This window comes from Enterobacter sp. Cy-643 (assembly GCF_011752815.1).
In the GTDB taxonomy this organism is placed as follows: domain Bacteria; phylum Pseudomonadota; class Gammaproteobacteria; order Enterobacterales; family Enterobacteriaceae; genus Cedecea.
In genome coordinates this window covers 216,324-241,965 of sequence record NZ_VWWV01000002.1, presented here as the reverse complement: position 1 = coordinate 241,965, position 25,642 = coordinate 216,324, and the positions used below count along the sequence as shown (strand labels likewise).

General features: G+C 53.7%; 25 protein-coding genes and 1 tRNA gene. 17 read left to right on the top strand and 9 right to left on the bottom strand.

Annotation, left to right across the window (positions count from 1 at the left end; genetic code table 11):
* Positions 1-10 precede the first annotated feature (10 nt).
* The gene (locus tag F3J29_RS09490) at positions 11-895 is read right to left on the bottom strand and encodes a MurR/RpiR family transcriptional regulator (RefSeq protein WP_166866647.1); all 885 of its coding nucleotides are present in this window, start codon (positions 893-895) and stop codon (positions 11-13) included.
* A 250-nt stretch (positions 896-1,145) separates the two neighbouring features.
* Here F3J29_RS09490 and dcuC point away from each other — a divergent pair, with 250 nt between their 5' ends.
* Positions 1,146-2,519, top strand: coding sequence for a C4-dicarboxylate transporter DcuC (gene dcuC / locus F3J29_RS09485; RefSeq protein WP_166865641.1), 1,374 nt, complete (start codon positions 1,146-1,148; stop codon positions 2,517-2,519).
* A gap of 539 nt (positions 2,520-3,058) precedes the next feature.
* On the opposite strand, the gene F3J29_RS09480 is transcribed toward dcuC, so the two are convergent.
* Positions 3,059-3,146, bottom strand: a tRNA-Ser gene (locus F3J29_RS09480).
* Positions 3,147-3,349: 203 nt separating this feature from the next.
* Here F3J29_RS09480 and ghrA point away from each other — a divergent pair.
* The 4 genes from ghrA (at position 3,350) to F3J29_RS09460 (ending at position 6,307) form a co-directional block, all read left to right on the top strand.
* Entirely contained in the window at positions 3,350-4,291 is a 942-nt protein-coding gene (gene ghrA, locus F3J29_RS09475) for a glyoxylate/hydroxypyruvate reductase GhrA (RefSeq protein WP_166865639.1), read from the top strand.
* 103 nt (positions 4,292-4,394) lie between these two features.
* On the top strand, positions 4,395-5,132 hold the full coding sequence (locus tag F3J29_RS09470) for a phosphatase (protein WP_166865638.1): 738 nt from the start codon (positions 4,395-4,397) through the stop codon (positions 5,130-5,132).
* 28 nt (positions 5,133-5,160) lie between these two features.
* Positions 5,161-5,715: a TorD/DmsD family molecular chaperone gene (locus tag F3J29_RS09465; RefSeq protein ID WP_166865635.1), complete on the top strand. Its 555-nt coding sequence runs from the start codon at positions 5,161-5,163 to the stop codon at positions 5,713-5,715.
* A gap of 103 nt (positions 5,716-5,818) precedes the next feature.
* Positions 5,819-6,307, top strand: a complete 489-nt coding sequence (locus F3J29_RS09460; RefSeq protein ID WP_166865632.1) for a DUF1097 domain-containing protein — start codon at positions 5,819-5,821, stop codon at positions 6,305-6,307.
* 42 nt (positions 6,308-6,349) lie between these two features.
* Here F3J29_RS09460 and csgG read toward each other — a convergent pair whose 3' ends face one another.
* The 4 genes from csgG to csgD are packed head-to-tail and all read right to left on the bottom strand — an operon-like array spanning position 6,350 to position 8,690.
* Complete coding sequence (csgG, locus tag F3J29_RS09455) at positions 6,350-7,183, bottom strand: curli production assembly/transport protein CsgG (RefSeq protein WP_166865629.1); 834 nt, start codon at positions 7,181-7,183, stop codon at positions 6,350-6,352.
* Between the two features lie 38 nt (positions 7,184-7,221).
* The gene (csgF, locus tag F3J29_RS09450; protein WP_166866645.1) at positions 7,222-7,638 is read right to left on the bottom strand and encodes a curli production assembly/transport protein CsgF; all 417 of its coding nucleotides are present in this window, start codon (positions 7,636-7,638) and stop codon (positions 7,222-7,224) included.
* Between the two features lie 9 nt (positions 7,639-7,647).
* Positions 7,648-8,034 (bottom strand): curli production assembly/transport protein CsgE, encoded by a 387-nt coding sequence (gene csgE, locus F3J29_RS09445; RefSeq protein WP_166865626.1) that lies wholly within the window; start codon positions 8,032-8,034, stop codon positions 7,648-7,650.
* A 5-nt stretch (positions 8,035-8,039) separates the two neighbouring features.
* Entirely contained in the window at positions 8,040-8,690 is a 651-nt protein-coding gene (gene csgD, locus F3J29_RS09440; RefSeq protein ID WP_166865623.1) for a biofilm master transcriptional regulator CsgD, read from the bottom strand.
* Positions 8,691-9,464: 774 nt separating this feature from the next.
* On the opposite strand from csgD, the gene csgB reads away from it, so the two are divergent.
* The 9 genes from csgB (at position 9,465) to ymdB (ending at position 17,890) form a co-directional block, all read left to right on the top strand.
* The gene (csgB, locus tag F3J29_RS09435; protein ID WP_166865621.1) at positions 9,465-9,917 is read left to right on the top strand and encodes a curli minor subunit CsgB; all 453 of its coding nucleotides are present in this window, start codon (positions 9,465-9,467) and stop codon (positions 9,915-9,917) included.
* Positions 9,918-9,962: 45 nt separating this feature from the next.
* Positions 9,963-10,376 (top strand): curli major subunit CsgA, encoded by a 414-nt coding sequence (csgA, locus tag F3J29_RS09430; protein WP_039291764.1) that lies wholly within the window; start codon positions 9,963-9,965, stop codon positions 10,374-10,376.
* 57 nt (positions 10,377-10,433) lie between these two features.
* Entirely contained in the window at positions 10,434-10,763 is a 330-nt protein-coding gene (gene csgC / locus F3J29_RS09425) for a curli assembly chaperone CsgC (protein WP_166865618.1), read from the top strand.
* A 119-nt stretch (positions 10,764-10,882) separates the two neighbouring features.
* Positions 10,883-11,191: a YmdA family protein gene (locus F3J29_RS09420; RefSeq protein ID WP_166865616.1), complete on the top strand. Its 309-nt coding sequence runs from the start codon at positions 10,883-10,885 to the stop codon at positions 11,189-11,191.
* A gap of 103 nt (positions 11,192-11,294) precedes the next feature.
* A complete protein-coding gene (locus F3J29_RS09415; RefSeq protein ID WP_166865613.1) occupies positions 11,295-11,900 on the top strand; it encodes an outer membrane lipoprotein carrier protein LolA in 606 nt (201 codons plus the stop codon).
* A gap of 98 nt (positions 11,901-11,998) precedes the next feature.
* Positions 11,999-12,880 (top strand): Fe(3+)-hydroxamate ABC transporter substrate-binding protein FhuD, encoded by an 882-nt coding sequence (gene fhuD / locus F3J29_RS09410; protein ID WP_166865610.1) that lies wholly within the window; start codon positions 11,999-12,001, stop codon positions 12,878-12,880.
* A complete protein-coding gene (gene fhuB, locus F3J29_RS09405) occupies positions 12,811-14,808 on the top strand; it encodes a Fe(3+)-hydroxamate ABC transporter permease FhuB (RefSeq protein WP_205246725.1) in 1,998 nt (665 codons plus the stop codon). Before fhuD ends, fhuB begins: the two co-directional genes overlap by 70 nt.
* Before the next feature lie 187 nt (positions 14,809-14,995).
* The gene (locus F3J29_RS09400) at positions 14,996-17,209 is read left to right on the top strand and encodes a TonB-dependent receptor (RefSeq protein ID WP_166865604.1); all 2,214 of its coding nucleotides are present in this window, start codon (positions 14,996-14,998) and stop codon (positions 17,207-17,209) included.
* Positions 17,210-17,359: 150 nt separating this feature from the next.
* Positions 17,360-17,890 (top strand): O-acetyl-ADP-ribose deacetylase, encoded by a 531-nt coding sequence (gene ymdB / locus F3J29_RS09395; protein WP_166865601.1) that lies wholly within the window; start codon positions 17,360-17,362, stop codon positions 17,888-17,890.
* 94 nt (positions 17,891-17,984) lie between these two features.
* Here ymdB and mdoC read toward each other — a convergent pair whose 3' ends face one another.
* A complete protein-coding gene (gene mdoC, locus F3J29_RS09390; RefSeq protein WP_166865598.1) occupies positions 17,985-19,145 on the bottom strand; it encodes a glucans biosynthesis protein MdoC in 1,161 nt (386 codons plus the stop codon).
* Between the two features lie 295 nt (positions 19,146-19,440).
* Here mdoC and mdoG point away from each other — a divergent pair, with 295 nt between their 5' ends.
* The 3 genes from mdoG to F3J29_RS09375 all read left to right on the top strand — a co-directional run bounded on the left by mdoG (position 19,441) and on the right by F3J29_RS09375 (position 23,830).
* Positions 19,441-20,976, top strand: coding sequence for a glucans biosynthesis protein MdoG (gene mdoG / locus F3J29_RS09385; RefSeq protein WP_166866643.1), 1,536 nt, complete (start codon positions 19,441-19,443; stop codon positions 20,974-20,976).
* Positions 20,969-23,500, top strand: a complete 2,532-nt coding sequence (mdoH, locus tag F3J29_RS09380; RefSeq protein WP_166865595.1) for a glucans biosynthesis glucosyltransferase MdoH — start codon at positions 20,969-20,971, stop codon at positions 23,498-23,500. The genes mdoG and mdoH overlap by 8 nt, the downstream gene beginning before the upstream one ends.
* 108 nt (positions 23,501-23,608) lie before the next feature.
* Positions 23,609-23,830: a YceK/YidQ family lipoprotein gene (locus F3J29_RS09375; RefSeq protein WP_502706561.1), complete on the top strand. Its 222-nt coding sequence runs from the start codon at positions 23,609-23,611 to the stop codon at positions 23,828-23,830.
* Positions 23,831-23,833: 3 nt separating this feature from the next.
* Here the strand turns inward: F3J29_RS09375 and F3J29_RS09370 are convergent, their stop codons facing one another.
* Both F3J29_RS09370 and mdtG read right to left on the bottom strand, forming a co-directional pair.
* Positions 23,834-24,208 carry a MysB family protein gene (locus F3J29_RS09370; protein WP_166865589.1) on the bottom strand — a complete coding sequence of 125 codons (375 nt, stop codon included), beginning with the start codon at positions 24,206-24,208 and terminating at the stop codon, positions 23,834-23,836.
* A 94-nt stretch (positions 24,209-24,302) separates the two neighbouring features.
* Positions 24,303-25,529: a multidrug efflux MFS transporter MdtG gene (gene mdtG, locus F3J29_RS09365; protein WP_166865586.1), complete on the bottom strand. Its 1,227-nt coding sequence runs from the start codon at positions 25,527-25,529 to the stop codon at positions 24,303-24,305.
* Positions 25,530-25,642: the final 113 nt, after the last annotated feature.

The window sequence follows — 25,642 nt, the reverse complement described above, 5'->3', positions numbered from 1 at the left end:
ATTCGGGACGTCAGGTCCCGGATGAGAATGTATCAAAGAAGGTAAAAAGCGCTTCCAGCTGTTCGAAGTTTCCCTCACCTTCGCTTTTTTCATAGGCGAGATGAAGAGAGAGCTCAATAAAGAAAAAGCCGATGATGCGGCTTTTGAATACCGAATGCGTATCGCTGGGCAGCACAAATTGCAGGTTGCAGAACTTTCCATAGGGATTTGAACCCGAGTTGGTGATCAGCACCACCGTGGCCTTTTTATCACGGAAAAGTTCGGCAATACGCAAAGCCATATTATTGAAGCGGTAGTATGAAAAAACAATCAACACATCGTTTTCGCCCAGGTTCATTAGCGCTTTGGGGACTTCCCCGGCATTCAGGTTGAGTAACGTCACGCGGTCGCGGAAATATTGCACGAGGGTAACAAAATGTGTGGCCATGGCGTGCGAGGATGACGGACCGACGACAAATAATTTACGCTCATTATCGAGGATGATATCAATAAACTGATCCAGACTTTTAAGATCGACATTGCCTTTGAAGTGCTCAAAAAGGTGCGAAACGTTGTGATTAAACTCCGCCACAATCTCTTCGGTCGCGCGGCGGGGACGCGTTTGTGGGCGAGTCGCCAGCGTGTAAGGTGAGATCATTTTTTGCTCAGACAATGTCGCTTCAACCACGCGCCTGAAGGCCGCATAACCGGTAAAGCCCATCTTATTTAAAAACCGCCCAATCGTCGCTTTGCTCACTGCCGCATTGCCGGACACATCGACAATGCCGTGATAGGGAATTTCATTAAAATGTTCCTGAAGATAATTATCAAGGCGGCGTTCCGACTCAGTCAGAGCGGACAAAATAGCGGTACTCTCTTTATATTCTTTCAGGGTTAAGGATACTTTTCCTTTCATATTGAGGCTCTTAACGGATAGGGATTTCGCGGTAAATATCTCACAGCCGGCGAGGGAAGGTGAACGACAATAATGCAGGGATGGCGGTCTGTTGGCGTTATGGGATCGTGCGCACAATTTGCCCTGGGAAAACAATTTTCTCATGTTTTGCTTGTGCGGCGAAATTTACCCTGAGGTCCTCCTCGGCAGAGCTTAAAACCAAAATGAAACCTCTGCCGCATCCAGCCTGGTCCATTAAAGGATATCCTCGATGATCGCTTTTATAATCGCTATTGTGATTACCCTTATTGCCGCATGGTTAATCATCAAAAATGTTCAGCCGCAGACGGTGCTTTTGCTTGCCGGGCTGGCGTTGCTGACGATTACCGCGGTGTTTTACCCCGAAAATAGCATTCTCTACGCAAAGGCCAAATCAACCGGTTCCGTCTGGCTCGATATTTTTGCTTTTGCCAAAGAGTCACTCGCGACTCAGGTGGCGGGTATCGGGCTTATCATCATGGCTGCGGGCGGCTTTGCCAGCTATATGGATCATATCAAAGCCTCTAATGCGATGGTGAATGTCTGCATCCGCCCGCTGAAGGTGATTAAAGCGCCTTATGTGATTCTGGCGTTGGGCTATATTTGCGCCCAGCTGCTGCATGTGGCTATTTCCAGCGCAGCCGGGCTGGCGATGCTGTTGCTGGTGACCTTTTTCCCCGTTCTGGTTCGCCTGGGCGTGAGCAAAGCGGCCGCCGCCGCCATGATCGGCCTGTGCGCTTTTATGGATCTGGGGCCTGCGGTAGGCACGGCTAACCTTGCCGCTAAGCATGCGGGCATGGAGACTGCCGTTTATTTTGCCCATTACCAGATGCCGGTGGCCGTTGTGGTTATGCTGGTGGTGGCTGTCCTTATTTATTTCACGGCAAAATATTACGATCGTAAAGAGGGACACTGCGCCGAACTGCAGGTGTCTTCGCAGCCGTTGCCAGCCGACGATGAGCGTCGGGCGCCAACGTTTTATGCCATTTTGCCCGTCTTCCCGGTTTTGCTGGTGCTGCTCTTCAGCCCCCTGGCGATTGCGTCTATTAAGATCGATGTCGTCACGGCGATGATTGTCGGCACGCTGCTGGCTTTTGCCTGTGAACTGGTGATGACCCGAGATTTTCGCGGCTGCTGCAAAGGGGTACAGAGCTTTTTCAAAGGTATGGGGAGCATGTTTACCAGCATTGTTTCACTGCTGGTGTGCGCTGACATTTACGCCCAGGGGATGCAAAAAATTGGCGCGATTGACTATCTGCTGGAGACTGTACAAAACGCCGGCTTTGGTTTTGCCAGTATGACACTAGTCATGACCGTGCTGGTGGGGGTGACCGCCGTGCTTACCGGCTCCGGCGTGGCGGCCTTTTTCTCCTTCTCCGGACTTGCGCCGTCGATTGCCACGAAGTTTGGTGAAAGCGCGGTGAGTATGATCCTCCCGATGCAGCTGATGGCGGGAATGGGACGCTCTATATCCCCGGTGGCTGGAATTATAATTGCGGTCAGCAAAGCCGGGGAGTGTTCGCCTTTTGCCATTGTCCGTAGAACCCTTATTCCGGCGCTGGGCGGGATAGTGGCCATGCTGGTGGCTAACGCGATTTTGTTCTGATTTGTCCGTCAGCTGTCGTTCGTTGGTCGAAGTAAATCACCGACCTGAATAGTTTCCCGTTGATCAAAAGCCTGAAAGGGAATTCAGGCTTCTTCCCAGAGTATGGCGGTGAGGGAGGGATGTCACTCGCGCCGTCCGTGGCGCTCGCCCTGCGGGTTGCCGGGGGCAATGCAAAACGGCTGTCCTGCCGTTTAGTGATTCGCAAGCTCACCCCTTCGGGGCAGCGTTATCACAAGTGATGCCGCTGTCCAACCTGCAGAAGCAGGCTGTCGAACCCGGTCGAGGGTTCTCATCCGTCCCTCGTGGTGCAATATACGAAAAAAAAGCCCGCATTTGCATGCGAGCTCTTCTTTAAATATGGCGGTGAGGGAGGGATGTCACTCGCGCCGTCCGTGGCGCTCGCCCTGCGGGTTGCCGGAGGCAATGCAAAACGGCCATCCTGCCGTTTTGGCGAACCCGGTCGAGGGTTCTCACCCGTCCCTCGTAGTGCAATATACGAAAAAAAAGCCCGCATTTGCATGCGAGCTCTTCTTTAAATATGGCGGTGAGGGAGGGATTCGAACCCTCGATACGTTGCCGTATACACACTTTCCAGGCGTGCTCCTTCAGCCACTCGGACACCTCACCATATTGTCGCTCCAGCGCTGCTGGAACGGGCGCTAATTTAGGGAAAATAGGCTTCGCCGTCAATGCTAATTTCATGTTTTTGGTGCGTTTAGCCAAACTTCATCCAACTTGATTCTTAAACCACCACAAGATGCTGCTTTTTATTACTTTGGGACTTGCATGGCGAGGCGATTCGCGCAAGCCTAAGAAAAAAAGGAGGCAGTATGGACATTATTTTTCATCACCCCACTTTTGATACCGAGTACTGGCTGAATCACCTTCAGCAGGTTTTGCCCGGTGCCCGCGTTCGCCAGTGGAAGCAAGGGGACCAACAGCCCGCCGATTACGCCCTTGTCTGGCATCCTCCGGTGGAAATGCTGAGCGGCCGTAAAGGGCTAAAAGGCGTATTTGCACTGGGGGCGGGCGTAGACGCTATTCTCAGTAAACTTCAGGCGCATCCTGACATGCTGCCTGACGGCGTGCCGCTGTTTCGTCTTGAAGATACAGGCATGGGGCTGCAGATGCAGGAGTACGCGGTCAGTCAGGTGCTGCACTGGTTCCGTCGTTTTGACGATTACCAAAGACAAAAACAGCAGGGGCAATGGCAGCCGCTGGACGATTATCGTCGTGAGGATTTCACCATCGGGATCCTTGGCGCTGGCGTGCTCGGCGGTAAAGTCGCGGAAAGTCTTGTGGCCTGGGGCTTCCCGGTTCGCTGCTGGAGCCGCAGTCAGAAAGATTTCCCAGGCGTAGAGAGTTTTGCCGGTGGTGAAGCGCTGCCAGCTTTCTTAAGCCGCACCCGCGTGTTGATCAACTTGCTGCCGAATACGCCGCAGACTGTCGGTATTATCAATCGTGAGCTGCTGGGCCAGCTGGCTAAAGATGCCTACGTGATAAATCTTGCGCGCGGCGTTCACCTGGTTGAGGCCGATCTGCTCGCGGCGCTGGATGCCGGGCAACTCAAAGGTGCAATGCTGGATGTCTTCTCTAAAGAGCCGCTGCCGGAAAATAATCCGCTATGGGCGCATCCTCGCGTGGCGATCACGCCGCATGTTGCAGCGGTAACTCGCCCTGACGAGGCGATTGCCTATATTGCAAAAACGATTACTCAGCTTGAGAACGGTGAAGCCGTCTCCGGCGAAGTGTCACTGCAGCACGGTTATTAAACCTGACGCCCGGCTTTGGTCGGGCTGATAACGTTCCAGAAGCAGGCTAAAAATTGTCATGGATTGCTGGTATCCTTAAATCAAAATAGAAAAGGAGAAAGCCATGTATCCCGTTGACCTGCATATGCATACCGTTGCCAGCACCCACGCCTACAGTACCCTCCACGATTATATTGCCGTTGCGAAAGCCAAAGGTATCAAGCTGTTCGCGATTACCGACCACGGGCCGGATATGGCGGATGCGCCGCATTACTGGCACTTTGTGAATATGCGTATCTGGCCGCGGCTCGTTGATGGCGTCGGCATTTTGCGCGGTATTGAGTCGAACATTAAAAACACCGCCGGGGAAATCGACTGCACGGGTCCGATGCTGGACGCGCTGGATTTGATTATCGCGGGCTTCCATGAGCCTGTGTTCCCACCAAAAGATAAAGCCACCCACACCGAAGCGATGATCGCGACGATGGCAAACGGCGACGTGCACATCATCAGCCACCCGGGGAACCCTAAGTTTGAAATTGATATCCCGGCGGTGGCAGCTGCGGCGGCGAAGTATAACGTCGCGCTGGAGCTGAATAACTCTTCGTTTACCCATTCGCGCATTGGCAGCGGCCCAAACTGCCGCGCTATTGCCGAAGCCGTGCGCGATGCCGGTGGCTGGCTGGCCTTAGGGTCTGACTCCCATACCGCTTTTACGCTGGGGGACTTTACCGAATGTCGTAAAATCCTCGATGAAATCAATTTCCCGGAAGCGCGGATCCTTAACGTTTCTCCGCAGCGCCTGCTGGGCTTCCTTGAAGCTCGCGGAATGGCGCCGATTGCTGAATTTGCCACACTGTAATTAACACCCGTAATGGATAGAGCCAGTCATGAATGAATTTTCAATTATTTGCCGCGTACTCGGATCGCTTTTTTATCGCCAGCCGCAGGATCCCCTGCTGGTACCTCTTTTTACGCTGATCCGTGAAGGGAAGCTGGCGGCAAGCTGGCCACTGGAGCAGGATGAACTGTTGGGCCGACTGCAAAACAGCTGCGATCCGCAGCTGCTGGCGGCCGACTTTAATGCTCTGTTTGTTGGGGAAAAGTGCAGCGTGCCGCCATTCCGCTCCGCCTGGGAAGCGGGGAGCGACGAAGGCGAAGTGCGTCAGTTTCTGAAGCAGCGTGGCATGCCGCTGGGCGAGTCGCCGGCCGATCATTTTGGGACGCTATTACTGGCGGCTTCCTGGCTTGAGGACCAGTCCCAGGAAGATGAGTTTGAAGCGCAGGTGACGCTTTTCGATGAATACCTGATGCCGTGGTGCGGGACTTTCCTTGGCAAGGTTGAAGCCCATGCCACAACGCCTTTCTACCGCACGCTGGCGGCGATCAGCCGTGAGGCGCTGCAGGCCATGCGCGATGAGCTGCAGGAATCAGAGGATGAATAATTGTGATGTTAATCACAATTAAAATGCAACGTTGATTTCTGATTTACAAAAAATGTGCGCCAGATCGTAGTGGGGGACTCGGCCTCTGCTATGATACGGCGCCATGAAGACACTTATTCCATTAGCAATTACCACCGGTATTCTGTCCGGCCTTTGGGGCTGGGTGGCGGTGAGTCTCGGCCTGCTGGGCTGGGCCGGTTTCCTCGGCTGTACCGCCTATTTTGCCTGTCCGCAGGGCGGTATGAAGGGGCTTTTTATTTCCCTGTGCACGCTTTGCAGCGGTGTGCTGTGGGCGCTGGTGATTATTCACGGTAGCGCGCTGGCGCCGCAGGCTGAAATCCTCGGCTATATCATGACCGGCGTGGTGGCCTTCCTGATGTGTATTCAGGCTCGCCATATTTTGCTGTCGTTTGTCCCCGGCACTTTTATCGGCGCCTGTGCAACTTTTGCCAATCAGGGAGAGTGGCATAACGTGGTGCCTTCACTGCTTTTAGGTCTGGTGTTTGGCTTTGCCATGAAAAACAGCGGACTGTGGCTCGCGGCCCGGCGAGATAAACCAAAACCGAAAGCCAGATCATTGTTAAGCGAATAAAAAAACCAGCGAAAGCTGGTTTTTTTATCAGCGGAGGTGGCCTCAGGAGGCGGGCGGCGTTGAGAGCTGCTTGTATTTCACCAGCACCGGATTGTTAATATCGGCCGGGTTCTGCAGATCCCAGAGCCCCCGGTCGATCCCGTCATTGACCAGATAGATGACCCCGGTTTCAATGGCGGACATCAGGCACAGCATCACCGGCTCGTTGCTGGTATAGCCCACTTCACCCTCCAGCAGGCGCTGATAATCAATAAACCGGAAGACGCCGGCCTGCACCTCGTATGACAGGATCGTTTTACTGGTGTTGACTGACGACAGGACTTCGCCGGTGCTGACGTCCACCACTCTTAAATTAACGGCTATCTGATCAAGCTGATACTGCGTGTCTGCCCCAATGCCAAAGTAGCGAGCGCCGGCGCCACCCGACTTCACGTTGCTTTCGTAGCCAATGATCGATCCTTCTATCATCACATTGGCCGCCATCAGCGAGTGCAGCGGGGCGCGGTTATTATCGGCCACGGTGCCGTTTTCCTGTGCAGCGCGAATAATTTTGCGTTCATTAAGCAAGTTTTGCAGTCCCTGTCGTTCAAGCGGAATGAACCAGCGAGAATCTTTCAGCGCGGTGACCAGCATGGACGTTGCGCTTTGCGGCACGGCGGTAGAAAAGTTGCTGGCAGGGTAGGGCTTGAACTGACCCGTTTCGTCCTGAATGTTATAGACCGAGACATACAGCTTCCCTTTTGCTTCCGGCAAATGTGTGAGGTCGAGGTAGCTTTGCGCGCGCGGCAATAACGTTGGCCTGGCAGCCTCTTTTGGCGGAGCCGTTAAACAACCGCTTAATAAGCACACTGCCACAATCAGAAGTAAGCGCTGCATAATGTTGATCCTTGCAGAGGTTTTATGACTTTAAGCCACTAAAAATTCGTGGAGTTTGCCTGCAGGCCGGAAACCTGAATGGTGGACGTTTTCCCCGTTTTTCGGTCAGTGACGTTGAGCTGAAGTTGCCCGTCGGTATTGGCAATATCAACGATGAAATCGTTGGTGACCATGCGTCCCGGTTTCCCGGTATTAATATTGGTTAAGAGTCCACCCAGCACCTGGGATTGCAGCGCCTGGGTGAAATTATCCAGCGCGCTGGGCATTTGAATGCCGAGATCGTTGCTGTAGCTGGGATCTTTATAAGAGTTTTGCGCCTGGGCTGAATTTAACAAATAGGCGCCGTTATTGGGGTTACCGCCAAAATTGGGATTAACAAACTGGAACACCATATTTCCGCCCCAGGCCAGCGGCGTAAATAGCAGCACGGGCAGTACGGCATGATAAATACGCATCATCGTCTCCTAGAATTCATCGTGGGTTAAATCGCTGGTACTCAATAATTGCTTATCGATCAGCCTGCGTTTAAGCGCCTCATCGGTATGGACCAGTGCAACTTCAACGTTTTTGTCGAAGTCGCGTTTTGTGGGGAAAAGAAATGCCTGATAAACAACGTCCTGACCGGCGGTAATGGTTATCCAGCTCCCCCATCGGGCGCTTGGCCGTTCGTTGATGGTTAAATTGCCGGTATAATTGCTTTCCCATTTATCGCTGAAGGCGCGGTAGAAACTGTGGCCCACCGAAGTGACGGTGTGGTCCGTCAATAGCCCTGGGATCTCGACTTCTTCGGCCTGAACGCTGTTCATCGCGTAGCAGCAGGCCGCCAGGAGAAAAATGGCTGAGCGTTTCATGGTGTTTATCGCCGAAGATTATCGTTGGCCCAGGATACCGCCTGGGTACGGTTTTTGACGGCTATCTTCCTGAACAGGTTATACAGATGTGTTTTGACCGTGTTCTCACTGATAAATAGCGAGCGGGCGATTTCCACGTTGGAGGAACCTACGCGCAGCTTGTTCAGAATCTCCTTCTCACGCTGCGTTAAGCGTGAGGACTCTGTACTATTAAAACGATAATTCCCTGAATGGCTGATGAGATAGCTGGCAAGTTTCTGAGAGAAATAGCATTCTCCTTCCAATACCCCGCGCAACCCTTCAACCACTTTGGGTTCTTCAGTCGCAAAATAAAATACGCCGTTGATATGCGGCCAGTTTTCTATCTCTCTGAAAGGATATTCTTCCGGCGTGTTGAGCAACAATAGTTTTATCTGACTGTTTTTACGGCTGAGTTTTTCTTGCCAAAACAGAATGGTCTTTTTGTCTGTTTCCGCCATATCAAATAAAATCAGAACATTACTGGCGAAGTCATCCAGTGGACGTTGAATGTTGTGAACCCGCCCGTTTATTTCTAACGAAGCGCGTAGATGCTGTAATAAAGCGGAAGCCTGAAGAGAGGGTTTCGTAATTAACAATAACGTAGGGCCCTGAAGGGCATGGACTTCATTATACATGATGAAACTCCACCTGGTTTTGTCGCTACCATTTGAATTAATGGAAATTAATTCTCCCTAAGGTATCGAGATTCGCGACAGTGCTGTATGTTAAATATTTTTAATCGCCGAAATAATCATTTTCGGTCGCAGGGAGATTTTTTACGAAAAAGTACTATCTGTTTTCAATTTAGCGATTCGATATATTAAAGCAAGTGTTAACTATGTAACTAAATGTTACTGTAGATATTAAAATGTTTCTTTGCGGTTTTTTTACTATTTAGATTTAAGGTAAAAGTTGTACTTCATGAATTGTATGTATAGTCATTATTTTTAAAAAATTTAAATTAATTTATTGTATTTTAAAGTTTTTTATTTAGTGGTTTATGTATTTATAACATCATTCATATTTTTAAAAACAGCGTTCCATCTTTTTAGCCGCTTCGCTTAAGGAATCTATGTCTGGTGACGCTTCTTTTGCGTAAACCGACTAAGTGTCGCCTGAGTTGTGCTAAGTCAGTGACATAAAAGGTGACTTTAAATAAGGGTGCTAATGATTATCCGATCCCTGGATCAGGTAGTTGCAATGATTGGTTTGGTTTATTTTATTCCGTATTAATACTTTGGTGTGAATTTGATAATGCAAAATACAACCCATGCATGAGATATTTAAAATGCCTGCCGTAACATACTCATTTCCGTAACGGAGCAATAACAAATTACGGTTGGTTCGTTATGAGTAATTATTGATTTACTCGTCATAATGTTCCGGCGTTATTAGGTTCAGGGTGACAAATGAAGATACATTGGATTTTAACGATGTTGTTAATGGGGTTCTCCCATTACTGCCCGGCACAGGCTAACGATCTTGCCACCGCCGAATACAATTTTGCTGTTAATGAATTGAGCAACCCTCAATTTAATCAAACAGCGATTGTTGGCCAGTACGGCAGCAATAATAATGCGGCGGTGACTCAGCGAGGTCAGCGGCAATTATCTGAGATTGCACAGACTGGTTCGGGCAACCGGGCGAACATCGATCAATCAGGTAGTTATAACCTTGCTTATATCTCGCAAGAGGGCGTCGCCAACGATGCGAGTATAAAACAGGATTCATTTGGTAATGCGGCGCTGATTATTCAGCGAGGTGCTGGTAACAAAGCAAACATTACCCAATACGGTACCCAGAAGTCAGCAGTTGTTGTGCAAAACCAGTCACAAATGGCGATTCGCATTATTCAGCGATAAGCAAAGCATTTGGGCTGAAACTATCAATCCGACGGGGGTTTTAGTATGAATCTTTTTAAAGTGGCAGCATTAGCAGCACTGGTTGTTTCCGCAGGTGCAATGGCGACCTATCCGCAACAGGCTCAGCACTCGACCTTGAAAATATATCAGCAAGGTAACGGAAATAATGCCACTGCGCTGCAGTCGAATGCGTTCTATTCGAAGACTGAAATTAAACAACTGGGCACGGTTAATGGTGCAAAAGTGGGTCAGGGCTCTGACAGCAGCGATATTAAATTGCTGCAGGACGGCTACGGTAACAATGCCACCCTCAGCCAGTGGAACGGCAAAAACGCGCAGATTGATGTTCAGCAGTTCGGGACCAACAATGGGGCAGTGGTTAACCAGACGGCATCCAGCTCTCTGGTGTCGGTCACCCAGTTCGGCAACGGTAACCACGCCACGGCTTCTCAGTACTAAAGCGACCTGGCTATCGCATAAACAGGGCCAAAGGCCCTGTTTTTCTTTGGAGGTTGTATGCATACCCTGGTATTGCTTGCCGCACTCTCAAGTCAGCTGACGTTTAATACCCGGCAGCAGGAAAACATCTACACAATTACGCCCATCGCTATGCTGGCGGCAGATTGCCGGTGCACCATGACTCTGGTGGCAACCAAAACCGGCCCGTCGGGGAAAAGTTCCAGCCACCAAAGCAGCGAGCTGTTTATAAAAGCCCATCAAACGGTTGATCTCTCGCAGCTAAGTTTGAATATTGACCCCGGCGACAACGTGACGGTCACGGTTATTCTGAGCGACGGAAAGGCCTTTCACCTTGAGCAACAGTGGCAAAACCCGGGGAAGTCTTGACCGAAAACAAATATATGTGACGGAAGTATTGCAAGAACAAAAAACATGGATCACTGTTTAATTATCTTTGATTTTCTGCCGATAACCTCAGGGACGACAGCAATCGAGGAGTAATGAACGTGAAAGCAAGTTTTAAGCAGTATTTGCTTTGTCTGGCGCTGGGCATCGCGGTTTCACCGCTTTCTCAGGCCGCATCCTCTGGCATAATCCATTTTCGAGGTGAAATAGTAGAAGGCGGCTGCCAATGGGCACCGGCCAGTTCTAATGTCGCCATGACCTGCACCGAAAAAGGCAAGCCCGTCACTCAGACTATGGCTCTCAGCTCGCTTGATGGTGTCACTCTTCACAATGACAGCACGATACAAACCCGTGTGCAATACCTCGACCCACAGCACAAAACAGCGGTGCTGCACGTTACCTATCAATAACTTAACGGCCCGTATAAAGCGGGCCGCGTATTTTTGGTTTTGGCTCACATAGCAGAGTAAACTAACGCGGATCGATTTCAGTTGAACGTATAGGGTTACTGCTGTGAAAAAAAGTTTGCTCCTTTCTCTTTTGCTGGTGGCGCAGGCGACCGGGGCGGTAACGCTGGATGACATCCAAAAGCGATTTGCCGCCGTGCAGGTAATGCGGGCGCAGTTTGAGCAGGAACGCCAGATAAAAGGCATGGCGCAGCCGCTGCATTCCAGCGGGCGGATCGTGGTGACGAAGCATAAAGGGCTTTGGTGGCAGCAGCGCCAGCCTTTCCCAATGGGACTTGTTGTTGGGGACAATCGGATGGTTCAGGTGATGGGGCACCAGCCGCCGCAGGCGATCACCGCGGAGAGCAATCCGGAAATGTTTCAGTTCAACCAGCTACTGCGCACGCTATTTTATCCCGACCGAAAAGCGCTTGAGAAAGACTTCATCAGCGAATTTTCAGACCTGGGAAATGGAAAATGGCGGCTGGTGTTGATTCCCTATGAGGAAACGCTCAGCGGCCTGTTCCGCTCCATTACGCTTTACGGCGAGAAATCGCTGGACCGGATTGAGCTGAATGACGTGGAGGATGACGCCACGGAGATAACGTTCACGCACCATCAGTTTGAACCCCGCAGACTTAGTCAGGAAGAGCGCAAACGCCTTAGCTTCTAAATAATGCCTCGTTCGCTGGCCGAGTTTTTGATTGCGTTGGCGGCGGCGAGCGGCATAATGTGTAAAACTTAATTAGAACGATAACTATTGCTATTTATATGGAAGTTTCTCTCAGCCGCCGACGCCTGCTGGCGTTAGCCTCCCTGCTGCCTCTGGCGGCAAGTCTGCCCTGTCAGGCTGAAGCCAGCCGCTTTGATGCCGCACGTATTATTGCCCTCGAATGGCGGCCGGTTGAAATGCTATTGGCGCTGGGGATTATGCCGATGGCTATTGCCGATAAACGTAATTATCACCGCTGGGTAGGGGAGCCAAAGCTGCCTGATAGCGTCGTTGATGTCGGACTGAGGAACGAGCCCAACCGCGAGCTGATGCAGCGTCTCAATCCCTCTCTCTTTCTGATCTCCAAAGGCTTCGGGCCGTCTGAGTCAGATTTAACACCTATCGCTCCCTGCTGGTCTACGGCTTTCAATAATGCGACGGGCCGCCCGCTGGCGCTGCTGGAAAAAGACCTTCTGAGGCTCGGGCAGTTTTTAGGGCGGGAGCAGCAGGCCACCGAACATCTGGCCCATTTTCATCAGCAGATTGCCGCCACCCGCGCAAAACTGCCGGGTAATGCGAACCCGCTGGTGATGTTTTCATTTCTGGATAGCCGCCGGGTGATGATCTTTGGCCGCAACAGCCTGTTCAATGACCTGCTGGAACGGCTGGGGATGCGCAACGCCTGGGACGGGAAAACCAATGCCTGGGGCAGCGCCATTGTGGGCATTGAAACTCTGGTCAGGCTGGATAATGTCACGGCGGTTTGCTTTATGCACGGCGATGACGACCCGATTAAAACGGTGGCGAAATCTGCGTTGTGGCAGGTCATGCCTTTCGTGCGCGATGGCCAGTTGCATCTGCTGCCCGCGGTATGGTTTTACGGCGGCAGCTTCTCGGCGCTGCGTTTCTGCCAGCTTCTGCCGGAGGCACTGTGCGCATAATTCTACTTTTACTCTGTGCCTTTACGCTGTTTTTGACCGGCTACAACTTCCAGCAAATGCTGCCCGCCTTTCTTTGGTGGAAAGCGATAACGCTGCCTCAGGTGACCGATGTTTCACAGATGCTGTTTCACTACAGCATGCTGCCGCGAACCGTGCTGGCGCTGCTTACCGGCGCCGGGCTGGCTCTGGCCGGCTGCCTGTTTCAGCATATTCTGCGCAACCCTCTGGCCGAACCGGCCACCCTCGGCGTTGCGGCTGGGGCACAGCTGGGGCTGACCCTTGCGACGCTGTTTTTAGCGGGAACAGGGGAAACCGGCAAACAGCTCGCGGCTCTGGCAGGCGCAATGGCCGTAGGCAGCATTGTGTTGGGGGCTGCCTGGGGTAAACGCATGTCGCCGGTTACGCTGATCCTTGCCGGGCTGGTATTGGGACTTTATTGCGGCGCAGTAAAAAGCTTCCTCGTATTGTTCAACCATGAAAGGCTGCAAAACCTGTTTATCTGGAGCAGCGGGATGCTGAATCAGTACGACTGGGCCGGCGTGGCGTTTCTTTGGCCAAGGCTGCTGGCCGTGCTGGTACTTATCGTATTGATGATCCGCCCGCTGGGCATGCTGGCCTTGGATGACACCGTATTACGTGGGCTGGGGATGAAGCTGGCCCTGGTGCGCGTGGGCGGGCTATTTTTGGCGCTGCTGCTGAGTTCGATGCTGGTCAGCGTGGTGGGCGTGATCGGATTTATCGGCCTGTTTGCGCCGGTTCTGGCCGGCATGTTTGGCGTGAGACGTCTGCTGCCCAAGCTCCTGGCTTCGATGGCGACGGGGGCGCTACTGCTTTTACTTAGCGATCAGCTGGTGATCTGGGTTGGCAGCTATTGGCAAGAATTGCCGACCGGCGCCGTGACGGCGCTGGTGGGGGCGCCGCTAATGCTGTGGCTATTGCCCAGGCTGCGTCACCAGCGTCTGGCGGCTTCTGATGATGCCAGCGCGATGGCGGAACGCCGGCTTTCCCCTGGAACGATGCTGATGATTGCTGCGATTTTAGCGCTGGTGGCCTTACTGGCTCTCGGCGTTGGGCGGGAAAGCGCCGGCTGGTTTATCGGCATACAAGAAATGTGGCAGTGGCGCTGGCCGAGAGTGCTGTCGGCGCTTGCCGCGGGGGCAATGCTGGCGGCGGCCGGTACGTTGGTGCAAAAAATGACCGGTAACCCGATGGCCAGCCCCGAGGTACTGGGCGTGAGTTCCGGCGCGGCCTGCGCCATCGTGTTATTGATATTTCTCGTCCCCGGCGACGTCAGCGCCTGGCAACTGCCGGCGGGCTTTGCCGGCGCGGCGCTCACGCTCATGGCGATGCTCGTTTTAGCCCGCTCCGGGCTGGCTCCGGGAAGGCTTTTACTGACCGGTGTGGCGCTGAGTACCGTTTTCGCCACGCTGCTCACGCTTTATCTGGCCAGCGGAGATCCGCGCAGCGGGTCGGTGCTGACGTGGCTGTCCGGCTCCACCTGGAAAGTAACCGGGCAGCAGGCGCTGGTGAGCGGGGGCATGGCGCTGGCGCTGATTGGGCTTACGCCCCTGGTGCGCCGCTGGCTCGCTATACTGCCGCTGGGCGGTGAGGCGGCTCAGGCTCTGGGCGTGGCCCTGAGCCAATCGCGCATCTGTATTCTGATGCTGGCAGCCGGATTGGTCGCTGCGGCAACGCTCTGCGTGGGGCCACTAAGTTTTGTTGGGTTAATGGCACCGCACATGGCGAGAATGCTCGGCTTCCGCCGCGCAATGCCCCAGCTTATCGTGGCGATAGCCATCGGCGCCGGGCTGATGCTGCTGGCCGACTGGCTGGGCCGAAGCCTTATTTTCCCGTTCCAGATCCCGGCGGGATTGTTAGCCACACTCTGCGGGGCGCCATACTTTATCTGGCTGTTACGCAAAGCGTAATACGCTGTAAAAGCAGGCTCGTTCCGGGCGTGCCTGCTGTTTGAATTCTCACCGATTTACGTGGTCAAGTGCCGCTGCCAGCGAACGCCATCCTGGGTAATTTTCTTGCAATTTTTAATCATGAAACGATAATCACGATCAAAATCATAATCGTTCTCATTAATTTTTATTTTGCCAGGGAATTTCAATGCCTCATCAACCTTCTCGCCAGGCCGGGTTTAAACCGCGCCTTGCTGCGGCGCTGATCGCTGCCGCCTGTTTGCCTGTTGCCGCTGCGTCACAGGAAAATCCTCAGCCAAAACTTTCTGCTAAAGAAGAGACCATAACCGTCACGGCGACCCCGGATACGCAGTTCCGCGAGGGCGGCAACGATCTGGTGCCTGCTTACCTGGACGGGCAGGTGGCCAATGGCGGCCGTCTGGGCATGCTCGGTGAACAGGATGCGCGCAACGTGCCGTTTAACGTCATCGGCTATACCTCCAAAATGATCGAGGATAAGCAGGCCAATACCCTCAGTGACATTATCCGTAACGACGCGACGATTCAGCCCGTGCGCAGCTACGGTAACTTTGGCGAGTCTTACCGCGTGCGCGGTTTCCTGTTAGACGGGGATGATATTTCTTACGGCGGTCTGTATGGCGTATTGCCGCGGCAGATCACCAGCACGGCTCTTGCGGAACGCGTCGAGGTGATTAAGGGCTCCACGGCCTTCCTGAACGGTGTTCCTCCGGGCGGGTCTGGCGTGGGCGGGGCCATTAATATTGAGCCCAAGCGGGCAGGTAGTGAACCACATACCCAACTTGGCGTGGATTACACCGGGCGTTCGCAGGTTGGAGGCTCTTTGGATACTGGCCGTAGGTTTGGTGACAACGACCAGTTTGGCGCTCGCATTAACCTGCTGCACCGTGAAGGCGAGAGTGAGGTTCGCGAGCAGAAGAACAGAACGTCGCTGGCAAGCGTGGGGCTGGATTACAAAGGTGACAGGCTGCGGACGTCGTTCGACGGCGGCTACCAGAAGATGACGGTACATAATGGCCGTATCGGGGTAGGGGTCGGGGCTATTACGCAGATGCCTGAGGTGCCGGATAACCGCACAAACTACGGGCAGCCGTGGGTTTACTCAGATATGCGCTCTCGTTTTGCCGCGCTGCACAGCGAGTATGATGTGGTAAACAACTGGACGCTATACGGCGCGCTGGGCACCAGCGAAACCGATGAACGCGGCAATTACAGCGTGCCTAAATTGGTTGATAACAAGGGCAATACCACTCAGACCCGCCTGTCTACGCGATACATCGCCGACGCTTTCTCCGGCATGGGTGGCGTTCGGGGGAAGTTTGATACCGGTTTTATCGGTCATAGCGTAAACCTCGGCTATTCCGGCGTTTACCGTAAAACCCGCGCGGCTTATACCTCGTCCAGTAAAACTGGTGTTACCAACAATATCTACGATCCGTCTTATCTCGACCTGAGCCGTTTTCCGACCGTTGCTTCCGGCAGCAATATGGACGACCCAACGCAGCGGAGCCGCACGATAACAGGCGGGGTTTCGCTGTCCGATACGCTCTCCGCGCTGGACGATAAGGTGCTGTTTACCGTGGGGGCTCGTCGCCAGGATGTGCGGGTTCGCAACTACAGCTACACCGGCGTGGAAGACCAGAAATCACGCTTTGACGCTTTCAAGGTTACGCCGGTTTATGGCCTGGTGGTCAAGCCGTGGGAGCCGGTCTCTTTCTATGCGAACCACATTGAAGCGCTGCAGCCCGGGCCAACGGCAACGTCTAAAGCAACCAATGCCGGAAACGTGGTCGGGGTTGTGCAGTCGAAGCAGAACGAAGTGGGGATGAAGGTGGACGCCGGTCGTGTGGGCGGTAGCCTGGCGCTGTTTGAGATCAAAAAGCCGGTGGGGATGCTCGACAGCAACAATGTTTACGGCCTGTATGGCGAGCAGCGCAGCCGCGGCATGGAGCTGAACGTCTTTGGTGAGCCAGTATACGGCGTGCGCCTGTTGGGCAGTGCCCTGTGGCTTCAGCCAGAAATGGTGAAGACTAACGGCGGGACAAACGACGGTAAAGATGCAATCGGCGTTCCGCGTTACTCCTGGTCCGTTGGCGGCGAGTGGGATCTCCCGTGGGTACAGAACCTCACCGCGACGGGAACGCTGATTCGCACCGGGTCACAATATGCCAACGCCGACAACAGCATTAAGCTGAACGGCTGGACTCGCCTCGATCTCGGCGTGCGCTACAGCACGAAGGTTAACGAGCAGAAGCTGACCTGGCGCGCCAGCGTCGAAAACGTGACTAACGAAAAATACTGGGCTTCTGTCGACGACAGCGGGGCCTATATTACGCAAAGTGACCCACGCACGCTGAAACTTTCCATGACTGTTGATTTCTAATCCAATAACAAATGCCCCGTGAAGGCGGGGTTTTTTGTGACTGATATCCGGACATTTTCAAATGTTGAAATGTCCGGAAACGATAATAGTCATGTACGCGCCCCGTCTGACGAGAATAGACTACGGCAAAGTACAGTTGGAGAATGGTTAATGAGTGAACGCATACAGGTCGTCCAGGGAGACATCACGCAGATTGAGGTCGATGTGATTGTCAACGCGGCAAACCCTTCGCTGATGGGCGGTGGGGGAGTGGATGGGGCGATTCACCGCGCCGCCGGGCCTGCGCTACTGGAAGCCTGTAAAGCGGTACGCCAGCTGCAGGGCGAATGCCCCCCAGGTCAGGCGGTGATTACCGAGGCCGGGAACATTCCGGTAAAAGCGGTGATTCACGCCGTGGGGCCAGTCTGGCACGGCGGCGAGCAGAACGAAGCCGAGCTTTTGGAACTGGCCTACCGTAACAGCCTGGACTTAGCCGCCGCTAACGGCTACCGCTCAATTGCTTTTCCGGCAATCAGCACCGGCGTGTATGGCTTCCCAAAAGCGCAGGCCGCTCGAATCGCATGGGATGTCGTTTACAAATACATTGGTCTGCGCCCGCTGCCGGAGCGCGTGGTTTTTGTCTGCTTTGATGACGAGAACACGCAGATTTATCAGCAGATTGTGGCTGGCTGTCATAAATAAATCACGACGGATTCATAAAACTTCAATCTGTGACGGGTAAGATTTCTGGCGCAGAGATAAGAAAGGCCGGTGTTTATGCCCGGCCTTTAGCGTGTTATCCCGCAAATGATTGTGGCGTCGCCGCCTTTTCCTTCGGCTTGCCTGAAAACAGGAAACGAAGAAGGGGAATACGCAGGTGCAGCTCATAAAGGAGCAGCGCGATACCAACCACAAAGACCAGCCCGCTAAAGAAGCCTAAAATATTTGACGTGATGTGCGGCGTGATAAACGCGCCGAAGAACAGCGTGAGCGGATGGTGTACCAGATAAATAAACAGCGATGCATTAACGAAATAGGTCACTCGCGCGGATTTGAAATTCAGCATTTTATAACCCAGCGAAAACACCACGTTGACCATCCATAGCCCCATCAGCATGGTGATCACGCTTTCCGTTTCGTACATCCAGGCATCGCCGCTGCCGTAGCGCTGGTTTAATAAATAGGCGGCAAACGCAAAGACCGCGCCCACCTGACTCCAGCGTGAAGGCGTGGTGAACAGGATCTTGAGCGACTCGCGTTTGAATGTCAGCGCGCCAAGCATAAAGAACGGCAGATAAAATAGCGTTTGCATCACCACGAAATTAAACAGCCCGTCGCTTAATAACGGCGCGTGGATAATAAAAATAGCCCGACGAATAGCGGCATATAAAATGCCGAAGCCGAGAAATAAAAGTGAGAGTTTTCCCAGGGTAATTGGTGAATTATTATTCTGTTCGTTTCTAATTATAAAATCATTAATTTTTTGAAACAAAACCATACCCAGAGTTGTTAATATCACCAGGACCAGTAAAAACCACAGGTGAGACACCAGTTCCCACACCAGAGTATTGTATTTTTGGTAGCCGGTGAGCGTATGCCACAGGCCGGCCTTGTCGTTGATGTACTGCAGCATCATGAACTGAGGCAGCGTCAGCAGCGGTATCGCGGTGAGCATTGGGATGCCGACGCGCTCTACGCGCACTGTCCACCAGCGTTTCAGCGGGTAGCGCAGAAATAACATGTAGGAAAAATAGCCAGAAATAACGAAGAACACCTGCATACGAAACGCGTGAATAAAGTCATTAAACAGCGTCAGGCTCGCGGAGGGTACCGCGCTATTGACGTGCCAGTGATGGCTCGAATAGATGAGCGAAATGTGGAAGGGAATGCCCAACAGCATTAACCATGCACGAATAGAATCCAGGAAAAACTCACGTTGTTGCGGTGCTTTACTCATAATACTCCAGACATTTTCAGACTATTCGTCTTATCCTTAAGACCCTATCCCATCAGGCTAAAAGTCCAGTTCAGTCTACATATTCGTGGCAACCCTACACTAAGCATGTCATCCTGTCGCCAGGATGAACTCTTAAAGCGTAAGCAGTTGTCTTTATTTTGCTTAAACCCTGAGCCAGTACGCTGAACAAAGCGGTGATTTGGTTGTCGGAAAGCAAAACTTTCCATTAAAATGGATAGATTGATTTAAGCACACAAAGGGGGATGTGCTGGTTAATATGAAACATAAAGCAAATATGATGAAAGTGTCCTGGCTTGGCGCTGCGGTAATGTTGTCCCTTTATACCACCTCGGTTTGGGCGTTCACTATCGACGATGTCGCAAAACAGGCGAAAACCTTAGCGGGCAAGAGCTACGAAGCACCGAAAAGCAACCTGCCTTCGCAATTCCGCGAGATGAAATACGCGGACTACCAGCAGATCCAGTTTAATCACGACAAAGCTTACTGGAGCAACATCAAGACCCCATTCAAGCTCGAGTTCTACCATCAGGGTATGTACTTCGACTCGCCGGTAACCATCAACGAAGTGACCGCCACCGCGGTGCACCAGATCAAATACAATCCGGACTATTTTAACTTCGGCGATGTAAAGCACGATAAAGACACCGTAAAAGATCTCGGTTTTGCCGGGTTCAAAGTGCTCTATCCGATCAACAGCAAAGATAAGAACGACGAAATTGTCAGCATGCTCGGAGCGAGTTACTTCCGCGTAATTGGCGCCGGCCAGGTGTACGGCCTGTCTGCCCGAGGACTTGCGATTGATACCGCTTTACCGTCTGGTGAAGAGTTCCCTCGCTTCCGCGAATACTGGATTGAACGTCCGAAACCAACGGATAAAACGTTAACCCTGTATGCACTGCTTGATTCCCCACGAGCGACCGGGGCTTACCGTTTTGTTATCACCCCTGGGCGCGATACCGTGGTGAACGTACAGTCGAAAGTTTACCTGCGTGACAAAGTGGGCAAGCTGGGCGTTGCACCGCTGACCAGTATGTTCCTGTTTGGGCCAAATCAGCCGTCACCAACCACCAATTTCCGCCCGGAACTGCATGACTCCAACGGTCTGTCTATTCACGCCGGGAACGGCGAATGGATCTGGCGTCCGCTGAACAACCCGAAACACCTGGCCGTCAGCTCTTACGCTACGGAAAACCCGGTCGGCTTTGGCCTGCTGCAGCGTGGCCGCCAGTTCTCCCGCTTTGAAGATTTAGACGATCGCTACGACCAGCGCCCAAGCGCGTGGGTTGCGCCGGTCGGGGATTGGGGCAAAGGCCGCGTTGAGCTGGTTGAAATCCCAACCAACGACGAAACTAATGACAACATCGTTGCCTACTGGACGCCGGATCAGCTGCCGGATCCGGGTAAAGAGATGAACTTTAAGTACACCATCACCTTTAGCCGCGATGAAGACAAAATGCATGCGCCGGATAACGCGTATGTACTGCAAACTCGCCGCTCTACCGGGGATGTGAAGCAGTCTAACCTGATCCGCCAGCCGGACGGCACCATTGCGTTCGTGGTGGACTTCACCGGGGCAGAGATGAAAAAACTGCCAGCCGATACGCCGGTCACCGCACAGACCAGCATTGGCGATAACGGTGAGATCGTTGACAGCCAGGTGCGCTATAACCCGGTCAATAAAGGCTGGCGTTTAACGCTGCGCGTGAAGCTGAAAGACGAGAAGAAGACGACGGATATGCGTGCTGCGCTGGTTAACGGCGAGCAGACATTGAGTGAAACCTGGAGCTACCAGCTGCCTGCCAATGAATAAGTCTACTGAATTCTCGCCCGACTATATCGAAGCACTCCCGCTTTCTGCTGAGCAGAAGGCGGCTTTGCCTGCGTCCGATCTTCAGGCGGTGCATGAGGCGCTTGATACGCAGCATCATCACTTTGAACGAGCGGATGATTCTCCTCTGGCTTCGGTAAAAGCTCGCCTTGAGGCGAGCTGGCCGGGCTCCGTCGGCGGCGAACAGCTGATTACCGATGATGAAGGGCGCACTCAGCTTCAGGCGATGCCGAAAGCGACGCGCGCTTCTATGTTCCCGGACCCGTGGCGTACCAACCCGATAGGCCGCTTCTGGGATCGCCTGCTTGGTCGTGAAACGAAGTCTAAGTTTGCGTCTAAAGAAGAAGAGGCCTCTGAGCAGAAATGGCGTACCGTCGGCACCATCCGTCGCTACATTCTGCTGATCCTCACGCTGGCACAAACCGTGGTCGCGACCTGGTACATGAAGACGATTCTTCCTTACCAGGGCTGGGCGCTGATTAACCCGGCGGACATGGGGGGCCAGGATTTGTGGGTCTCCTTCATGCAGCTGCTGCCGTACATCCTGCAAAGCGGCATCCTGATCCTGTTTGCCGTGCTGTTCTGCTGGGTCTCAGCCGGTTTCTGGACCGCGCTGATGGGCTTCCTGCAGTTGCTGATGGGCAAAGACAAATACAGCATTTCTGCGTCAACGGTGGGGGATGAGCCTATTAACCCTGAGCACCGCACCGCGCTGATTATGCCGATTTGTAATGAAGACGTAGATCGCGTGTTTGCCGGCCTGCGTGCGACGTGGGAATCCGTCAAAGCCACCGGGCAGCAGGCGCACTTCGATGTGTATATCCTGAGCGACAGCTACAACCCGGATATCTGCGTTGCGGAGCAAAAAGCCTGGATGGAGCTGATTGCGGAAGTGCAGGGCGAGGGGCAGATCTTCTACCGCCGCCGTCGCCGCCGCGTGAAGCGTAAAAGCGGCAACATTGATGATTTCTGCCGTCGCTGGGGGAACCAGTACAGCTACATGGTGGTGCTGGACGCCGACTCAGTAATGAGCGGCGATTGCCTGACTAACCTCGTGCGCCTGATGGAAGCGAACCCGAAGGCCGGTATTATTCAGTCTTCGCCAAAAGCTTCCGGCATGGACACGCTGTATGCGCGCTGTCAGCAGTTCGCTACCCGCGTTTACGGGCCGCTCTTTACCGCGGGTCTGCACTTCTGGCAGTTGGGGGAATCCCACTACTGGGGCCACAACGCCATTATTCGCGTGAAGCCGTTCATCGAACACTGTGCGCTGGCGCCGCTGCCGGGTGAAGGTAACTTCGCTGGATCAATTCTTTCCCATGACTTCGTTGAAGCTGCGCTGATGCGCCGTGCAGGCTGGGGCGTGTGGATTGCTTACGATCTGCCTGGTTCATATGAAGAACTGCCGCCGAACCTGCTGGACGAGCTGAAGCGCGACCGCCGCTGGTGCCAGGGTAACCTGATGAACTTCCGTCTGTTCCTGGTGAAAGGGATGCACCCGGTTCACCGGGCGGTGTTCCTGACCGGCGTCATGTCCTACCTGTCTGCCCCGCTGTGGTTTATGTTCCTGGCGCTCTCTACCGCGCTGCAGGTTGTACATGCTTTGACCGAGCCGCAGTACTTCCTTCAGCCAAGGCAGCTGTTCCCGGTCTGGCCGCAGTGGCGCCCTGAACTGGCGATTGCGCTGTTTGCCTCGACCATGGTTCTGCTGTTCCTGCCTAAGCTGCTGAGTATCATTCTTATCTGGTGCAAAGGTTCTAAAGAGTACGGCGGCTTCCTGCGAGTGACCTGTTCACTGCTGCTTGAAGTGCTGTTCTCCGTACTGCTGGCACCGGTGCGTATGCTGTTCCACACCGTGTTTGTGGTCAGCGCATTCCTGGGCTGGGAAGTGGTCTGGAACTCACCGCAGCGTGATGATGACTCCACGCCGTGGGGTGAAGCCTTTATGCGCCATGGCTCTCAGCTGCTGCTGGGCCTGGTCTGGGCGGTGGGCATGGCCTGGCTGGACCTGCGCTTCCTGTTCTGGCTGGCGCCGATTGTCTTCTCGCTGATCCTGTCGCCGTTCGTTTCCGTGCTCTCAAGCCGGGCGAGCCTCGGCCTGCGCACCAAGCGCTGGAAGCTGTTCCTGATCCCGGAAGAGTATTCTCCACCGCAGGTGCTGGTGGACACCGAGAACTATCTGGAGCTGAACCGCAGCCGTACGCTGGACGATGGCTTTATGCACGCGGTATTCAATCCGTCGTTTAACGCCCTGAGCACGGCGATGGCCACGGCTCGTCACCGCAAGAGCCTGGTACTGGAGATTGCCCGCGACCGTCACGTTGAGCAGGCGCTGAACGAAACGCCGGACAAACTCAACCGCGACCGCCGTCTGGTCCTGCTGAGCGACCCGATGACAATGTCGCGCTTGCATTACCGCGTGTGGGCGAACCCGGAGCGTTATTCTTCCTGGGTTGATAGCTATAAAAAACTGCAGCTTAACCCGCTGGCGCTGACGGTAAAGTAAGGCCGTAACCAAATGAAAATGCCGACCTCAGCGTCGGCATTTTTTTGCCTTTTAATCGGCGATGGTTATACTCAGCGCGTTCTGAACAGGAGTGCATGCGTGGGTAAAATAATTGCGGTACTGACGATGGCCTTTCTGCTGAGCGGCTGCGGCAGCATTATCAGCCGGACGGTGCCGGGGCAGGGGCACGGAAACCAGTATTACCCCGGCGTGCGCTGGGATGTACGCGAAGGCGCATGGCGCTACATTACCGTGCTCGACCTGCCGTTTTCGCTGATCTTTGACACTCTGCTATTGCCGATTGACGCCAGCCATGGGCCGTATGAATAAACGCTAGCATTCATCCCACTCGTCTGCCGCTGTACGTCCCTCTTCGGTGTCCAGCGGCGGCTCAAGCTGAAATTCACCTTCGTCCCACTCGTGCAGCGTATTCTCTTCCAGCCACTCCTGGCGCAGCTCAATTTCATCGAAATCACCGTCAAATACGCTTTGAGCGGCTTCGCCACTTAGCATCGGCAGGCATTCGCCTTGCTCGCTGTCGTCGGTGAAGAACTCGGCCTGCCACATGATGTCGCCATCCTGCAAAACGTACTTCTGGAAATTGAATTGTTCGACGCTGGCGCTCTCTTCATCCACGCTCGGGTTATCGGCAAGATACTGCTCCCGCGCGGCATCAATGGCTTCTTCCAGGGTTGCATACATGCTCATGGTCATCTCCTTGTGGCAAAGGTCGGGGAGCGGTTGCTCCGTTACGATTTCCAGTTAATTGTTGACGCTGTTGGCAAATCTGCAAGTCGGAGATTTATTCCCCCGGAATACGGAGTCGTTCGGCAGGCTGGCGCAGCGTCATCCATGAGTAAAGCGCGTTAAACAGCACCACGCTGGCAGTGACCAGGAAGACGGTGCGGAAGCCGTAACTGGCGGAAACGGCGGCGCCGAGCAGCGGGCCGGTGACGTTGCCAATATCGCGGAAAGACTGGTTGTAACTGAAGATACGGCCCGAGATCTGGCTGGAAGAGTTATAGACCAGTAGCGTTTGCACGGCGGGGAGCAGCGCGCCGTCAGCCGCCCCTAACAGGAAGCGTAAGATCCCGAGCTGCCACGGATTTTGCACCAGTGACATCGGGATAAGCAGCAGAACGGAGATCGTCAGCGCGCCAATCAGGATCTTTTCCGGGCCGATGCGATCGCCCAGCTTGCCGAGCCTCGGGGCGCTGATCAGCGCCGCGACGCCAGGCACGGAAGCAATCATCCCGCTAATAAACGCCAGGTTGCTGACATTTCCGGCGAGATCGCGGACGTAGAGCGTTAAAATCGGTGCAATAGAGCCGGTGGCGACCTGGATAATCATCGTGGTGACAAACAGGCTTAGCACCAGGCGGGGATTCTTCAGTGAGGTAAGCACCTGGCGGGCGTGAAGCATATCTTTTTTCGAAACTGGCGTGAACGACTCACGGATAAAAAACAGCGTCATCACAAAGCAGATAAACAGCACCAGCGAGGTGATAAAGAACACCGAGCGGAGTCCGTAGCTGTCCGCCATCAGGCCGCCCATCAGCGGGCCTAGCAGTGCGCCGCTGACCGCTCCTGTAGACAGCGTGCCAAGTGCCCAGCCGCTTTTATGGCGTGGTATTTGGGTGGCGATCAGTGCGTTGGCATTAGGCACAAATCCACCCAGCAGGCCAAGTAAGGCCCTGAGCGCAAGAAATTGCCAAATGTTTTGTGCGAGACCCATCAACAGCATGACGACAGACATGCCAAGCGCGGAACGCAGCAGCATAAGTTTTCGGCCTTTACGGTCGGCAAGTCCGCCCCAGAAAGGGGATGCCACGGCAGAAAACAGGAAGGTAATGCTAAAGACCAACCCGGACCACATGTTCAGCTGGCTGTGGCCGGTGACGCCGAGTTGCTCAACGTAAAGCGGGAGGAAGGGCATGACCAGGCTGAATGCCGCGCCGGTCAGGAAGCAGCCAACCCAAACGACGGCCAGATTACGCTTCCAGTTGATAGTGCAGTCAGGGGGAGTCATACCGCTCCGAAGTTGCCAGTGCCAAAGAAAAGAGAGGGAATTATTACTCTGCTAATTATGCGCCTGTTGGTATTGGGCTGGCAAATCAAAGGGCTTTTTCGATCAAACGAACG

Coding starts and splice junctions, on each gene's coding strand:
- fhuD (WP_166865610.1), top strand. CDS start 11,999: ATGGAAGTTTCTCTCAGCCGCCGACGCCTGCTGGCGTTAGCCTCCCTG.
- F3J29_RS09460 (WP_166865632.1), top strand. CDS start 5,819: ATGAAGACACTTATTCCATTAGCAATTACCACCGGTATTCTGTCCGGC.
- mdtG (WP_166865586.1), bottom strand. CDS start 25,529: ATGACTCCCCCTGACTGCACTATCAACTGGAAGCGTAATCTGGCCGTC.
- csgF (WP_166866645.1), bottom strand. CDS start 7,638: ATGCGTATTTATCATGCCGTACTGCCCGTGCTGCTATTTACGCCGCTG.
- mdoC (WP_166865598.1), bottom strand. CDS start 19,145: ATGAGTAAAGCACCGCAACAACGTGAGTTTTTCCTGGATTCTATTCGT.
- csgG (WP_166865629.1), bottom strand. CDS start 7,183: ATGCAGCGCTTACTTCTGATTGTGGCAGTGTGCTTATTAAGCGGTTGT.
- mdoH (WP_166865595.1), top strand. CDS start 20,969: ATGAATAAGTCTACTGAATTCTCGCCCGACTATATCGAAGCACTCCCG.
- F3J29_RS09470 (WP_166865638.1), top strand. CDS start 4,395: ATGTATCCCGTTGACCTGCATATGCATACCGTTGCCAGCACCCACGCC.
- dcuC (WP_166865641.1), top strand. CDS start 1,146: ATGATCGCTTTTATAATCGCTATTGTGATTACCCTTATTGCCGCATGG.
- csgA (WP_039291764.1), top strand. CDS start 9,963: ATGAATCTTTTTAAAGTGGCAGCATTAGCAGCACTGGTTGTTTCCGCA.
- F3J29_RS09400 (WP_166865604.1), top strand. CDS start 14,996: ATGCCTCATCAACCTTCTCGCCAGGCCGGGTTTAAACCGCGCCTTGCT.
- F3J29_RS09370 (WP_166865589.1), bottom strand. CDS start 24,208: ATGAGCATGTATGCAACCCTGGAAGAAGCCATTGATGCCGCGCGGGAG.
- mdoG (WP_166866643.1), top strand. CDS start 19,441: ATGATGAAAGTGTCCTGGCTTGGCGCTGCGGTAATGTTGTCCCTTTAT.
- fhuB (WP_205246725.1), top strand. CDS start 12,811: ATGGTTTTACGGCGGCAGCTTCTCGGCGCTGCGTTTCTGCCAGCTTCT.
- F3J29_RS09490 (WP_166866647.1), bottom strand. CDS start 895: ATGAAAGGAAAAGTATCCTTAACCCTGAAAGAATATAAAGAGAGTACC.
- F3J29_RS09465 (WP_166865635.1), top strand. CDS start 5,161: ATGAATGAATTTTCAATTATTTGCCGCGTACTCGGATCGCTTTTTTAT.
- csgE (WP_166865626.1), bottom strand. CDS start 8,034: ATGAAACGCTCAGCCATTTTTCTCCTGGCGGCCTGCTGCTACGCGATG.
- csgC (WP_166865618.1), top strand. CDS start 10,434: ATGCATACCCTGGTATTGCTTGCCGCACTCTCAAGTCAGCTGACGTTT.
- csgB (WP_166865621.1), top strand. CDS start 9,465: ATGAAGATACATTGGATTTTAACGATGTTGTTAATGGGGTTCTCCCAT.
- csgD (WP_166865623.1), bottom strand. CDS start 8,690: ATGTATAATGAAGTCCATGCCCTTCAGGGCCCTACGTTATTGTTAATT.
- ghrA (WP_166865639.1), top strand. CDS start 3,350: ATGGACATTATTTTTCATCACCCCACTTTTGATACCGAGTACTGGCTG.
- ymdB (WP_166865601.1), top strand. CDS start 17,360: ATGAGTGAACGCATACAGGTCGTCCAGGGAGACATCACGCAGATTGAG.